Below are 14,086 nucleotides of genomic sequence, written 5' to 3'. Positions count from 1 at the left end.
GCATCATCATATTATTTATGTCCCAGGCTCATGTTATGTTTGTTAGTATAAGAGATGAAAGAGAGGTCGCTTATGCTAAAATCATTCGATTTGGACATTATTAAACGTGCTGTAAAAATCTTTGTAGTTGCTACCATTTGTTTAGTCATTACCACGATATTCTGTTACTTTGTTCATCCATCTTTCAATGAATTGAAAAATATGGGGAATGCGAGTGAAGAAATTGGCAACACTAAAGGACTTGAAAAAGTTTGGAAGTATATCGTTAATAACGGTTTCCGAGTTCCGCTACAAATGTTTATCTTAGCCTTACTACCTATACCTTATCTGTATTTGATTAATCTAGTAGTTACCATTATTATGCCCGGAATTCTATTAGGCTTTCTTCTGAGCTTTGATTTACATAAAGGGTTGATAGGGAGTATGGCATTTATCCCACACTATACATTTGAAATCATGGGCTTTTGCATTTTAGCAAGTGCGCTGTATATGTTAAACAAAGCCATCACACGTCGGTTTACCAATCTCTTTAGGAAAAGTAAAAAAGAAAACTATGCAATAAAAGATAACCTAATCAACGTAATCAAATTTTATGTATTGATCGCATTACCCTTAATCATCATCGCAGCATTTCTAGAAACTTATGTATCAAACTTCATATTTAATATTTTGAGTTGATTCTCATACAAAGAGCTAAATGAAGCTCACGCTTTCAGTATCATTTAAAATATAATGTTAAGTTCATTAAACTTAATTGAATAGTAGATGAGATTTTTACTTAGTGTAGAAATCTCTTTTTCTTTTGAATTTCGGTTTGTATATATAAAATTTGGTAAAAAGTTGATAAAATTAGTCCGAAAATTGATAAAATGGGATTATCAGACGATATGCTATATAGGTGATGAGATGGGACAATTATTAAAAATTGAAAATATAAAATATTCAATAGACAAACTAAATGAATCAGTGCAAAAATGGGAAACATCTAAAGATGGAAAGTTTTTACTAAGATATCCAACAGTTTACATAATAAATGATAAAAAAGAGAAAAATGATTTTGAAGTTTATGTTGGTGAGACTGGAGATATTAAAAGTAGGACAAGACAGCACCTCAATGCGGATACAAAAGTCAAAGCATTTTGGGAAGAATTTTCAGAATCAGATAATTCTTCAATGTATGTCATTGGACATGAATTATTTAATAAGTCATTAACGCTAGATATTGAAAATAGACTCATGCAATATTTGCTCAGTGTAGATAATATTTCAATGGTGCATAACAGTAGGACTAATCAACAAAATGAATATTATACTTCTGAAAAATTAGATGAAATTTTCTCAAATATTTGGCAATCACTACATAAAAAGAATGGGGCTTTATTCCCAATTGAAAGTATAATAAAAGATTCTGCTATATTTAAAGCTTCTCCATTTCACAAATTAACTCAAGAACAAATAAATGCAAAAGAAGAGATATTAAATAAAATCAAAGCAGCAATTTTATCAAATGAAGAGAGTCAGTTGATAATTGTTGAAGGTGAAGCAGGGTCAGGTAAAACTGTACTAATGAGTACATTATTATACGAACTAGGTAAGTATAACTTAGATTTAAATCAGAATTTAGATATAAATCTTTTAGTAAATCACAATGAACATGTAACTATTTATGATCAAATAGCTAAAAAACTAGGGATTTCTAGTAAATCTAATAAAATAGTACGAAAACCAACTAGCTTTATCAATAGCCATGATCCAGAGAATAAAGTAGATGTAGTAATAGTTGATGAAGCACATTTGCTACTAACGCAAGGACAGCAGAGTTATCAAGGAAAAAATCATTTAGATGATTTATTACAAAGAGCTAAAGTGGTAGTTATTGTATTAGATTTAAAGCAAGTATTAACAACCGGACAAATATGGGAAGAAGAACAGTTAGAAAAATACTATAATCAATCGGAAAATATAAATAAACGAGTTATATTAAGAAATCAAATGCGTATCAATAGTGATGAAACTACTTTCAATTGGATAAGAAATTTAATTGATAATCAAACTATAAACAAACTTCCAAAAGACAGTAAAGGCTATGAAATTAAAGTATTTGATTCACCTAATGAGTTAGAGGTTGCGATAAAAGATAAAGCTCAAAGTACAGATAGTGGTATATCAAGAATGCTTGCTACATTTGATTGGAAATATAATAATAATCCGCCTAAAGATGAAGATTATTGGAGAGTAAAAGTTGATAATTGGTCAATGCCTTGGAACTATCAAATAAAGCCTAAAAGAAAAGTTAAAGATTTACCTTGGGTTGAGCAGGAACAGACAATAGATGAAATAGGTTCAACTTTCTCTATTCAAGGATTGGATTTGAATTATGCAGGAGTTATTATTGGTCCTTCAGTTAAATATAGGGATGGACAAATTGTATTTGACAAATCTTGCAGTGCTAATAAGAAAGTAACTCAAAGAAGAACATTGCAAGACGGTTCGAAAGAATATTATTCAGATATGCTTTTGAGAAATGAATTAAACGTTCTATTAACTCGAGGGGTAAATGGACTATATATTTATGCTGTAGACGACCAATTGAGAGAGGCACTTAAAAAAGCTTCACGAGGTGAGAATGATGAATGAAACACATGAAGTATTAAAAGAAATAAATCAATTTAGAGATGAACGTAATTGGAGACAATTTCATAATGAAAAAGATTTATCCTTATCTATTAGTTTAGAAGCTGCTGAATTATTAGAATTATTTCAATGGAAAACACCAGAAGAAGTAGTACAAAAAAAACAAGAAAGGCTAGCTGAAGAATTAGCAGATGTATTGATATACAGCTATATGTTAGCTGATAACTTAGATTTTGATATTAATGACATTATTCGAAAAAAACTAGTAAAAAATGCTGAGAAATATCCTGTTGAAAAAAGTAAAAATAACAATAGTAAATACGATGAGTTATAAAAGAGTTAATAATCAATATTGAAATTAATACCCTTGTAAGATAAAAGTCGATAAACTTTTATACTTGCAAGGGTATTTTCTCAATTATGATTACAATTTTATTCACTAATTTGAATGATTTATAGCTATTAATTTACAGTTTTGATATTTTTGATGAATTATTTACAAACGCAAATCTATATAAATAACTCATTACATCATACAGAAAACAGTATATTAATTTTTGATTTATAATAGATATAAAAATATTTATAAAAGTAATAATTATCTTTAACTAATTTTATCATTATTGTGCTAAACTAAATTCGAAAATACATGTTTTAAGGGGATTATTGAGATGAAATTTTGTCCGGAATGCGGATTTAAAATTGCAAGTATAAACAATAATATTCAAAAAATCGAAGAAGTGGATGTAGTAGAGAAGGTAAGTTCAGATGTGTATATTAAGTCATTACTAAATGAAACAAATCTAACAGATATCATGATTACACCTGATATTCCTGAAAAAGTTCTCATAAATGCATAAGTAAGTATAGCTGAAGGTATTGATCCAAATACAATAATTGCATTAATAGATACTAGTTTAATGAGTAACGGTAAATCGGGAGTGGTTTTTACTGGCGCGGAAATGTACTTAAAAACTACTTTTGATAGTGTTAAGAAAATTCCTTTTGAAAATATAAAATCAGCCGAGTATGATTCTGACAGAACAATCAATAATAAAAGAAAAGTAATTGAATATCATCGAGTCATCGTATCTTATGGAAATGGTGAAGATATAGAATTTAGTTCCGAACAATTTGATAGTGATTTGCCTTATAAACTTATTGCAAAATTGTTAAATGATTTTAATAAACGCGTAGATAATATTTCTTCTAAAAACCAAGTAGTACAAATTAGTCAAATGAGTTCAGAAATATTGGAATTATATTTTAGAATTGTCATTGCATATTTAAAAGATGATGATGGCATTATTGACAGTCGGGAGTATAAAGAATTAATCAGTTTAATGACAAAAATAAAAGTTAGCAAACAATTGGCCAATGATTTAAGAAAGTATCGTTTTGAAGATAAAGAAGATTTAACTATTGAAGAATTAATAGATCAACTTAAAAATCAAACTAATAAAGATAATTTTTCAGAAGCTGCAGTAGAACAAACTTTGGCTATGGATATTATAGGAATGAATAGTGATAAATTAGACACTATTAAAGATGACGAAGTATTAGTTAGAATGCTTAATAGATTAAATATATCAGATAAACAATTAAAATTTATTGTGAGAAAAATTAAAGCAGATAAAGAAATTATCGAAAGTAGAATGACTGATAGTGAAATCAAAGAAGTAAATAAGGAACTTGCTGCAGTAGCAAGTGGAGCCGGATTAGTAGCTCTAGGACTATTAACAAGTGGAGGGACTGTTTACTTAGGTATTATAGCTGGTTTTGGCGTTTACAGAGGAATTAAATACTTTTCTGGTACAGGAGAAGCAGAGAAGTTCGGTATTAGAATTCAAACACTTAATGATCGAATTAGCCAACTTCGAATTGCTAACGCCTACATTATTGAAGACATCAACTGGTTAAGTCAAAAAATGATAGATTTTGCTTTAAAATTACGTGAATCAAACGAACTTAGTTCTGAGTTGTATAAAGAATTAGAATTAATTATAAATCAAAACCAATCATTAGCTGATGCAGGCAGCTTGATTGAAGATGATGAGTCTTATTCTGAACGTGAATTGTTATTAACTACGATTCTTGAAAGTTTAGATATAGGAAAATATAATGAGTTATTAGCTAAAAATATTAATAAAGTTTACGCGGATGAAGTGATTAAAAATGTCTATTCAATAAATGGTGATTTAGATAATCAGTCTGAAGTTAATGATGTTACTTTAAGAGAGAGTATTGAATTGGATGAATTAAAAGCAGCACATACTGTTCTTGAAGATATCGGTTACTTTGATACAAAAGCATCAAGTATTGCTCAAAGTAAATCACTTGCTAAAAAAGGATTTTCAGGTTTGAAAAAATCACTGTTTAGTGGAGAAAAAGATGAGTAGACAGAGTAGAAAAGATAAAAAAGAACTTAAAGGTTTAGCGGAAAATCTATTGGTAGATTATGAATTACGTAATCAAGCTAATGATAACCTTGATAAGTCTTTGCATAATATTGATGTGATGAGAGAGAATATCGACAATCAAATTAATATGAAAAAAGATTTATTAAATGAATTAAGAAATCGAAGATTAAATAACACGCAATTACAAGATTCTAATCTCACAAAATTTAATGATGAAGTGTTAAAAAATAAACTAAGAGATGGCCAAATATATGCTTCAAAATCTATTGATTTGGTAGAAACTAATAGTGTTAAAACAATAGATATTGATAGAGATGATTTTAATTCTTACGAATATAATAGACAATTCGCATTAGAAAATAATATAGATTTAACAAGTCCATTTTTAAATTTATATAGTAAACATGAGCAGGTTGAAGTGGCTCGTAAAATGATAGAAAAATTCGACTTACTAGAGCTTGAAAAAGAAGACTATGGATTCGCAGCATGTGCAGCGTTAATTGCAGGGATTGTAGATTGTGCGCTTGTAGGTACGATATCTCATAATAATCCAAGTGTATTACAGAAAAAAGTGGATGAAAAATTTTATTCAATTGTACAGAAATACTCTAATAACAGAGAATTACCAGAGTTGAAAGCGAAATTCGAAAAAGTTCAATCTAGGAAAGATGTTAGTTCAGAATATATTAAAAAGTTAGAAAATAAAATTAAAGCCATTGAAAATGGAACTCAATCAAGAAAAGATATGGTTGGTTATTTAGAAAAGACATACAGAGTTAAATATGATGCGGTACATGATAAGTCTATAGCTGGAATGTATGTCAATAATCATCATAATGCTTCTTTAGCACATGATTTTTCACCTTTAGGTTTATTAGTTGGTATTATGGACCAGTTAACTGGGAAATCAACTTTTATTTCTGCTAAGACCGGGGAAATATCAAGAATTGCAACAAACAATAAAAATACAGAATTACAAGGAAATATTATACAGAAAATTATTGGAGCCACTAACAATTGGTTTGGTCATTGCATGAGTGATATTGTTGGTAGTAGTGGCTCAAAAGGTAGAGGGCAAGGCTTACCCGCACCTTTTTGGTCCTATTTGCAAAAATTAAATTTCGGTAAAGTTAAACTTTCTAATAATAAAGAATTATCTATTGGACAGTTAACAGATTGGATGTTTCAAAATGGCTATGATACAAGGGCTTTTGTTGCCGAACTAATTCCTGTTATCATATTTGAAACTTTAATTAGATGCTATTGGTTTTATAAACAAAAATTCTATTATGGCAAATCATTTAAAGAGAGCCTACCTATAGCAAATAGTCGTGAGTTATCTCGCTTATTACTGGTTGGTAATGCAACTTTTACTTCAATTGATACTACACATGCAACTATTAAAGGGGTAATAAAAACTGGTGGGCATGGCGTTGATATTGGAACGTTTGTAATGACTGTAAATAAACCTGGTCTTGTTGATTTAGGATTTAGAAGTTTTCAAAATGCCCGGCTAGAACTTAAACATAAAAAACATGTTAATAAAATTATAGACGAAGACATTGTAGTAGAGTATAAGAGAGTGATGTCTTCTAGAGGTGTATTTGAGTAACATTTGCACTTTACCATTTCTTTACTCACTCCAAATAATCCATAAATATTCCTCTTGTAAGATGGTGGTGTATACACTTTTATCTTACAGGGGGATTTTTTATGGATAAGAAGCAGTTAGGGAATAAGCGTGAGGCGTATTCGATTCGTAAATACTCTATTGGAGCGGCGTCTATCTTAGTTGGGAGTTTATTATTCTTAGGTGGAGGCCAAGCGTCTGCTGCCGAAAGTAATGAGACTAACACTTCTGAAAAGGTTTCAACGGAACAAGCGCAATCAACTGAAGAACAACCGAGTCATGAAATCTCAACGCATAGTGTTGAACAACCACAAAACAAAGCGATAGCAACACAAGAAACAAAGACTAATGAAGATGCTTCTTCTGAGGAAACTCAATCAAACGAGGCGGATACTGAGTCAAACGAAGTTATACATAATGATACTCAAAGTAATGAAACATCAGAACAATCTACAGCCGAACCAAAAACACAACAAAATAAAGCATCTGATGATGTTACGACACAAGAAGTGACTTCAACTGAGCAACCTACACAGGAAAAGACACAATCCACTTCTAAACAAGAAGTAACGACACAAGAGACATCAACTACAGAAGTTCAACCTAAAAACGAACAATCACAAACTGAAGAACAGCCTCAACATGAAACTAAAGAAACATCTTCACAAAGCAACACGCAAGAAGCACCTACAAAAGAAACTAAAAAACCAACACAACCAACTACTGAAAACAAACAATCAGAAAAAAGTAATACGACACAACAAACTAACCAAAAAGCAAATTCTGAGGTATCTCAATCCAATGTAACGTCAACTGAAGAAGTAACAAATACTAATGAAACGCGTACTCGCACACAACCTTTTTCAAAAGAAGAAATGAATAAAGTAACGGTTACAGAAGAGAGTGATGTAGCAGTTTCGGACGTACCTCAAACACAAATGAAGTACATGTCTACGAAACAAAAACAAGTGCTCTTCAATACATTGCAACGTGATGCGAACACGCAAGACCAACAACCGAAAGCGATTCTATCTACAATACCTGAATGGACGTCAGCACAACGTACAAAGAATGCGTCTCGAACTGGTCAAGATCAGTTGAATATTACGCATAAAGGTCGTTATACAAGTGGCGCAGATTTCGGGAATGGTGGCACAGAAATTGTGAAGTACAATCCGAAGAATGGCTATGCGTATTCAGTGAATGGTGATAAAGAAGCGTTGGATATTATTGATGTGAAACATCCTGGAAAGGATGGCGCAATTAATTTAGTAAAGCGTATTTATCTACAAGATAATGGAATTGAAGTGGGTGATTTAACGAGTGTAACGGTACATCCGAGCGGAGATTATGTAGCTGTGTCTGCGCCAGCAGTGGATAAGACGAAGCCAGGACATGTTGTATTCTACGGTTCAAATGGTGATTACATCAATAATGTGACGGTTGGCAGTCTTCCTGATATGGTCACTTTTTCTAAAGATGGTAAATATTTATTAGTAGCTAACGAGGGAGAACCGAGCGACGATTACACAGTTAACCCACCAGGATCTGTGTCAGTCATTGATGTCACGGGTGGCCCAGCTAATGTGACTGCCAATAATGTCCGTACAGCAATGTTCACGAAAGAACATCAAGAAGGTATTCGTGCGTTAGGTCCTAATGCGGAAGATGCTTACTTAAATATTGAACCAGAATATATTGCGGTAGATAGTCAAAGTAAATATGCCTATGTAACATTACAGGAAGTCAGTGCCATTGCGAAGGTCGATATCGCGAAAGGACAAATTGTCCAAGTGAAAGGGTTGCCTTACAAAGATCATTCGCTAGCACAAAATGCAATGGATGTATCAGATGAAGATGGTAAATCTGAGTTGCGCCGTGTGCCAGTATTAGGACTGTTACAACCAGATGGCATCGATACGTATGACTACAATGGCGAAACCTATTTATTGATTGCGAACGAAGGAGATTCTCAAGATTATGAGGGTTATTCTGAAGAAAAACGTGTGAAGAAATTGAAAGATGATATTCAATTGGATGCACGTTATTATCAAGGCTACACGCAAGCAGAACTAGATGATATGGTGGAAAATGGCTTATTTGATGACGAACAATTGGGTCGTTTGAAAGTTACGACATCGCATGCGTTTAAAGATGCAGATGGTAAATACAATGCGCTTGTATCTTATGGTGGTCGTTCATTCTCTATCTTAAGAGCTTCCGATTTAGAAATGATTTATGACAGTGGTAGCGATATTGAGCAACGCGTCTTAGATTTATTACCTGAACGCTTTAATGCTAATTATGAAGCGGCTGATGACATTAAAGTAGATGACCGTAGTGATGATAAAGGTCCTGAAGCTGAAAATGTGGTCGTTGGTAAAGTAGGTAGTCATTCATATGCATTTGTCGGTCTAGAACGTGTTGGTGGTATTATGATTTATGATATTACAAATCCTAATGAACCGTATTTTGTGAAATATTTATACGACCCAGATAATAAAGATATTTCACCTGAGGGCATTACTTTTGAAAGTGCTGAAGAGAGTCCTAACGGTAAACCAATGTTAATCACGTCATTCGAATTGTCTGGCACAACATCTGCTTGGGAATTAGAAGATTTAACAGGTGATCAAGAAAGTGATGATGGAGAAGATAGTGATAACCAGGGAAATACCAACGGGGAGTCTAATGATGACGATACAACGCCTAACCCACCTTCTGAAAATGATGGTTCAAATACAGAACATGATGTAGATAATGGAGAACAACCTGATAATGGTGACGATACTTCAAGTAATGATGAAGACAACCATTCTTCTGATGACACTAATGGAAATGATGAGGGCTTAGAACCACCTTATGAAGTCGACGGTGACATTTTTGAAGATGATAGCGACGAGGTTATCTCAGATAAAGAAGATAACAATGATACAAGTGCACAATCACATGAAGAAGTAGAGAGTAAAGGTGCTTCACACAATATTAATCATAGTGCCCATGCAAATCATCAAGAAGAAAGCCGTGATAAGCTAACAGTAAATTCTAACACTCATAACTTGAGTGTGGTAAGCACAAAATCTTCAAGTCATCACGTAGGGGCAACTAACTATGGAAGTGTAGTGTCTGAGGAGGCAAACCATTTAAATACTTCTAATAACAAAGAAACTAGTGAACTACCAAAATCAGGTCAAACTGAAACAAATACAACGTTATGGTCAGTGTTACTTGGTGGTTTAGGGTTAGCATTTATTAGAAAACGCAAAGCTTCGAAATCTGAGAAATAATATATAAATTAAGAGCACGCTAATCTGAAATTTAGTGTGCTCTTATCATTATTATTTAGAGGTTCTGTTAAATAATAAATGGTTATTAAAGTATTCTTTAGCATCTATAGTTGTTTCAATTTTGCCATTTTCCTTAAGCCATAATTGTAAGTCATCATAAAATTCTGGGCTCATAGATAAATCATTAGTAAAACATTTGGTAGTTGCAATGATTGTGTCTTTATTTAATTGATTACTTACATCCGTTTGAGTATATTTAGCATAAACATCGACTGCTTCTTCGAGATGAGTATTAATAAATTGAATTGCTTTTTTAATGACTTTAAGGAATTTTTTTATTTTTCCTTTATCCTCTTTTAATTTATTAGGAGTTGTAATAAAAATTAACTGGCAAAAGTCTGGCACGTTATAATCTTTTAATGCAAAATAATCTACATTTAAACCTTTACTTTTTGCTTCGAGAATCTCAAAGTTTTCAAATATAAGTGTGGCAGCATCTGCTTTATCATTTAATAGTGCGTCAGTATGATAAAAACTATTATTAACTGGTGTTATATCTCCTTCTTTGTATGTTACACCATCAGCTTCAATCATAGTTTTAGCAATAGCAATACCTCCTAGGCCAGGGGCTCCAGGATATTGAAGACGTTTGCCAACTAAATCTTTAGGTGTCTTTATTCCTTTATCTTTGTTATACATAACACCGCCATTAGTGTGTAGATATCTGGCAAAACCTACCACATTTTGATTAGTTGCTTTATCTTCAACTAAATGAATAGGTTCAGTAATTGCAATATCCATTGAATTATTTTCGATTTCTTCCAATGCATCGAAGTGTTTTTCTGGTTCAATCATTTCAATTTCTAACGCTTCTTCTTTAAACCAGCCCTTTTCAATACCTAAAATTAAAGGTAAGTGATCAGGGTTTAAAAACCATTCTAAACCAACAATTAATTTTTCCATAAAAAAATTCCTCCAACAGACAATTTTTTCGTAAAAAAGTGAATTTGAAAGAAATAGCAGTATATGTATTTCACTTTCCTACGCTGGTACTAACCAACAGGTTCAAGGGTTGAAAGTTTTTTACTTTCTCTCAGCATATTAAATGCACCCCTAGTGATTTTTTTATCTATTAATAACATAGCATAAATTTGTATAGTAGAAAATTGACTGATAAAAATATAGTTAACATGATAAGCTAAGTTTTGGAAACAAAATGTTAGCGAAATTAAAGGGAACGCGCCATTTTGTATGCGGAAAGTGACAAATGAACTTGCTAAGTTAGAAGAGAGGTGACCATAACTATGAAACTTGCTGAACAGATTAGGAAACATCGTAAAGAGAATAATCTAACTCAAGATCAATTAGCTACTGAATTACACACGACACGCCAAACCGTTTCCAAATGGGAACAGGGTACGATTGAACCGAATGTGCAAATGATTGTGCAATTAGCGCAACGTTTTGACATTTCCACAGACGAATTATTAACAGGGCAAACGTCTCATCCTTATAAAAGAGAAGAATCACAATCATATCCTGAACATTTAAATTTTTGGGATTTCTTATCTCAAAAGTGGTGGTTCGTATTAATTTTGGTAGTTATCGTGTGCGGTACAATAACACAAATCTTTACAAGTTAATAGTATCGGTCTCCTACTTCAACTTAGGAGGTACATGATGCATTTAATAATTAAGTATTTGAAGATGATTGGTGTCATTATTTTGACGTTTGTATTAACAGTCATTGCGCAAAATATTGCTTTACTATGGCATTTGTTAGATTTGAAATCATTTGAAACAATCTTACATGGTATCACCTATGTGGGACTTACCTTTTTATTCATTAAACTTTTAATTAATAAAGGATTTAAAGAGAAATTAAGTGACTATCGTATTAACACACTTAAGTTTAGTCTAAGTTATCTATCAGTTGGCTTACTGATTCCGATTATAAATATCATCATTTATTGTGTCATTATTCCAGGTCATTTTGAAATAACGAAAGCTGATACTGTAATAGAATATTTAGAAATGTTATTTGAAATTATTGTTTTAGGTGGAGTATGTGCACCTATAGCTGAAGAATTAACAGTACGAGGCTTATTAATGGGCTACATTGAAAAGAAAGCGAATATTACCTTTGCCATCATTGTTACATCAGTATTATTCGCTTTAGTCCATTTGTTTAATGGCGGGATGTCTGGTGTTAGTCTAATATTATTAGTCGTAAGTGGCACGGTCGCTGGTATATTGTACGGTATGACGGCGTATAAATTTAACTCAATTTGGCCAAGTGTTTTTATGCATATGTGTTGGAATCTGTCAGACTTTGTCCACATCACAACGCATAATGATGACTACGGCGTAATTCAGTATATTATTAAAGTTAAAAACATACTCCTAACCGGTGGCGCATACGGTAATACATCTTCACTCATAGCAATAGTATTATTCGTAATAGCAATAATTTTAGTTGCAATGAAAAGTGTGCAGAGAATTAATTTGAGAGACTAATTTAGTCTCTTTTTTTATTGACCTTCAAGTATAGTTTAATGATAACTTTTAAATAACATAGGAAGGGGATGAGAAAATGCAAATAGATGAAGTTTCCAAAAAGCTTAATATATCTAAATCAATGATTCGTTATTATGAAGAAAAAGGCTTGATTAACATTTCTAGAAATCAAAATAATTATAGGGAATTTAATCAGACTGTCTATACAACATTGAAACTTATCAAAGATTTGAAACGATTAAACTTAAGCCTAGAAGAAATAAAGTATATTGTAAATTTATTTAACAAGCCTACTTCAAAAGAGTGTAACATCCAATCTACTAAGTACTTAGATCGAATTATTAAGGATTATAAAAGAAGTATTAATGAACAAATTAATATATTGAATAGATTGGAACAAGTTAAGGAGCTCTCACAAGACATGAAATTTGAGGAAAATAAAACAGAAATTTTGAATATGTTAGCAGGAGTTAAAGAGTATGATTAGTATTATATACGCTGGAAATCAATCAGGGACATGTTATGGAATTTTTAAATTATTAACTCAAAAATTGGAAAATAAAGAGAAGTATATTTTCAATCTACAACTTATTAAAGAAGACATACTTATTTTAGAAAAAGGATATAAACATGAATTAACAGATAAGCAAAATAAATTTATAAATATTATTAATCAAAGTGATACATTAATATTCATTTATCCTCTATATTGGTTAAACATGCCAATGTTGCTTAAAGGATTTATTGATATGACATTTTGGCCTAATGAGGCTTTTAGTTTCAAAAATAAACAATATTATAAAAACGGTTTATGGAAAGATAAAAAAGCAATAGTTATATATACAATTGGTGGAAGTGAATGGTTTAATTTATTAAATTTGAATCTAGGTTATAGAGTATTGAAGTATCCACTAAATTTAGTTGGTATTTCTAATATAAAAAAATTTTATATTGATCAACTCAACCGAAGTAATAAGCAATCTGTAAATAAAAAAGTGAATAGTCTTGTAGAAAAGGTAATGAAATCCATATAAATAAACTAAGCACAAAGCAGTTATTAAGCTTTGTGCTTTAGTATGTTAGCCTTAAATTGCACTCATAAAAATTTAACTTGAAGGAGATAATGATTTATGAAGGTAAGGCAATTTAGTATTTATAAGATTTTAACTTATATGATTCTCACAATTGCTATATTGGAAGTTGCAGGAGAATTAGGTGGGCTCGCTATGAATCATGGTCTAGCGTAACCTATTGGTCAACTGATAAGTGGAGTTATATTTACCGTTGGGACATTGATAACATTAAAGTACATTCACTCAAAGAACCCAGACATTTTAAAAGAAATTAAATTAAAAGGGTATAGTAATAAGTGAGATTTAATCATAGCATTGGCACTACCATTTTTAATTACATTTATCGTATTAGTAATAGGTATTAGTACAGGTTTAATGCAAAATGTGAGCGTAAGTACGGATATACATATTTGGGCAATGTTTTTATTTAATTGTCTTTTCGCAGTATTATATGAGGCTTTTCCAGAAGAAGTGTTGATTCGTGGATTGATATTAAATGAGTTACGAAAATAGTTCAAATTTATT

Annotated in this window: 13 protein-coding genes and 1 riboswitch; of the genes, 12 read left to right on the top strand and 1 reads right to left on the bottom strand. The window is 31.5% G+C overall.

The window, feature by feature from the left end:
- The first annotated feature begins 72 nt into the window (after window positions 1-72).
- The 7 genes from AC1RRU_RS02965 to AC1RRU_RS02935 all read left to right on the top strand — a co-directional run bounded on the left by AC1RRU_RS02965 (window position 73) and on the right by AC1RRU_RS02935 (window position 9,971).
- On the top strand, window positions 73-678 hold the full coding sequence (locus AC1RRU_RS02965) for a stage II sporulation protein M (protein ID WP_016930564.1): 606 nt from the start codon (window positions 73-75) through the stop codon (window positions 676-678).
- 228 nt (window positions 679-906) lie between these two features.
- Complete coding sequence (locus AC1RRU_RS02960; RefSeq protein ID WP_037537497.1) at window positions 907-2,637, top strand: DUF2075 domain-containing protein; 1,731 nt, start codon at window positions 907-909, stop codon at window positions 2,635-2,637.
- Window positions 2,630-2,968, top strand: coding sequence for a nucleotide pyrophosphohydrolase (locus AC1RRU_RS02955; protein ID WP_011274571.1), 339 nt, complete (start codon window positions 2,630-2,632; stop codon window positions 2,966-2,968). Before AC1RRU_RS02960 ends, AC1RRU_RS02955 begins: the two co-directional genes overlap by 8 nt.
- Before the next feature lie 337 nt (window positions 2,969-3,305).
- Window positions 3,306-3,494: a hypothetical protein gene (locus tag AC1RRU_RS02950; protein ID WP_037537500.1), complete on the top strand. Its 189-nt coding sequence runs from the start codon at window positions 3,306-3,308 to the stop codon at window positions 3,492-3,494.
- Window positions 3,495-3,554: 60 nt separating this feature from the next.
- On the top strand, window positions 3,555-5,033 hold the full coding sequence (locus tag AC1RRU_RS02945) for a zinc ribbon domain-containing protein (RefSeq protein ID WP_227486354.1): 1,479 nt from the start codon (window positions 3,555-3,557) through the stop codon (window positions 5,031-5,033).
- Window positions 5,026-6,666: a hypothetical protein gene (locus AC1RRU_RS02940; protein WP_037558246.1), complete on the top strand. Its 1,641-nt coding sequence runs from the start codon at window positions 5,026-5,028 to the stop codon at window positions 6,664-6,666. Before AC1RRU_RS02945 ends, AC1RRU_RS02940 begins: the two co-directional genes overlap by 8 nt.
- A 101-nt stretch (window positions 6,667-6,767) precedes the next feature.
- Window positions 6,768-9,971, top strand: coding sequence for a choice-of-anchor I family protein (locus tag AC1RRU_RS02935; protein ID WP_053021975.1), 3,204 nt, complete (start codon window positions 6,768-6,770; stop codon window positions 9,969-9,971).
- Window positions 9,972-10,022: 51 nt separating this feature from the next.
- On the opposite strand, the gene AC1RRU_RS02930 is transcribed toward AC1RRU_RS02935, so the two are convergent.
- A complete protein-coding gene (locus AC1RRU_RS02930) occupies window positions 10,023-10,934 on the bottom strand; it encodes an ABC transporter substrate-binding protein (protein WP_046464852.1) in 912 nt (303 codons plus the stop codon).
- A gap of 58 nt (window positions 10,935-10,992) precedes the next feature.
- A riboswitch (TPP riboswitch) is annotated at window positions 10,993-11,096 on the bottom strand.
- A 179-nt stretch (window positions 11,097-11,275) separates the two neighbouring features.
- Here AC1RRU_RS02930 and AC1RRU_RS02925 point away from each other — a divergent pair.
- The 5 genes from AC1RRU_RS02925 (at window position 11,276) to AC1RRU_RS02905 (ending at window position 14,074) form a co-directional block, all read left to right on the top strand.
- Window positions 11,276-11,614, top strand: coding sequence for a helix-turn-helix domain-containing protein (locus AC1RRU_RS02925; RefSeq protein ID WP_011274576.1), 339 nt, complete (start codon window positions 11,276-11,278; stop codon window positions 11,612-11,614).
- A 37-nt stretch (window positions 11,615-11,651) separates the two neighbouring features.
- Complete coding sequence (locus AC1RRU_RS02920; protein WP_070816652.1) at window positions 11,652-12,488, top strand: CPBP family intramembrane glutamic endopeptidase; 837 nt, start codon at window positions 11,652-11,654, stop codon at window positions 12,486-12,488.
- A 76-nt stretch (window positions 12,489-12,564) separates the two neighbouring features.
- A complete protein-coding gene (locus tag AC1RRU_RS02915; protein WP_011274578.1) occupies window positions 12,565-12,975 on the top strand; it encodes a MerR family transcriptional regulator in 411 nt (136 codons plus the stop codon).
- Window positions 12,968-13,522 (top strand): NAD(P)H-dependent oxidoreductase, encoded by a 555-nt coding sequence (locus AC1RRU_RS02910; protein WP_011274579.1) that lies wholly within the window; start codon window positions 12,968-12,970, stop codon window positions 13,520-13,522. Before AC1RRU_RS02915 ends, AC1RRU_RS02910 begins: the two co-directional genes overlap by 8 nt.
- A gap of 354 nt (window positions 13,523-13,876) precedes the next feature.
- Window positions 13,877-14,074 carry a hypothetical protein gene (locus tag AC1RRU_RS02905; RefSeq protein WP_011274581.1) on the top strand — a complete coding sequence of 66 codons (198 nt, stop codon included), beginning with the start codon at window positions 13,877-13,879 and terminating at the stop codon, window positions 14,072-14,074.
- Window positions 14,075-14,086 lie beyond the last annotated feature (12 nt).

It is taken from the genome of Staphylococcus sp. GW821-FHT11H10 (assembly GCF_058807855.1).
Note: the sequence above shows the minus strand (reverse complement) of the source record. Positions and strands in the feature narration are given on the sequence as shown.

Excerpts from the sequence above, each read along its gene's own strand:
- AC1RRU_RS02965 (WP_016930564.1), top strand. The coding sequence starts at position 73 with ATGCTAAAATCATTCGATTTGGACATTATTAAACGTGCTGTAAAAATC.
- AC1RRU_RS02960 (WP_037537497.1), top strand. The coding sequence starts at position 907 with ATGGGACAATTATTAAAAATTGAAAATATAAAATATTCAATAGACAAA.
- AC1RRU_RS02955 (WP_011274571.1), top strand. The coding sequence starts at position 2,630 with ATGAATGAAACACATGAAGTATTAAAAGAAATAAATCAATTTAGAGAT.
- AC1RRU_RS02950 (WP_037537500.1), top strand. The coding sequence starts at position 3,306 with ATGAAATTTTGTCCGGAATGCGGATTTAAAATTGCAAGTATAAACAAT.
- AC1RRU_RS02945 (WP_227486354.1), top strand. The coding sequence starts at position 3,555 with ATGAGTAACGGTAAATCGGGAGTGGTTTTTACTGGCGCGGAAATGTAC.
- AC1RRU_RS02940 (WP_037558246.1), top strand. The coding sequence starts at position 5,026 with ATGAGTAGACAGAGTAGAAAAGATAAAAAAGAACTTAAAGGTTTAGCG.
- AC1RRU_RS02935 (WP_053021975.1), top strand. The coding sequence starts at position 6,768 with ATGGATAAGAAGCAGTTAGGGAATAAGCGTGAGGCGTATTCGATTCGT.
- AC1RRU_RS02930 (WP_046464852.1), bottom strand. The coding sequence starts at position 10,934 with ATGGAAAAATTAATTGTTGGTTTAGAATGGTTTTTAAACCCTGATCAC.
- AC1RRU_RS02925 (WP_011274576.1), top strand. The coding sequence starts at position 11,276 with ATGAAACTTGCTGAACAGATTAGGAAACATCGTAAAGAGAATAATCTA.
- AC1RRU_RS02920 (WP_070816652.1), top strand. The coding sequence starts at position 11,652 with ATGCATTTAATAATTAAGTATTTGAAGATGATTGGTGTCATTATTTTG.
- AC1RRU_RS02915 (WP_011274578.1), top strand. The coding sequence starts at position 12,565 with ATGCAAATAGATGAAGTTTCCAAAAAGCTTAATATATCTAAATCAATG.
- AC1RRU_RS02910 (WP_011274579.1), top strand. The coding sequence starts at position 12,968 with ATGATTAGTATTATATACGCTGGAAATCAATCAGGGACATGTTATGGA.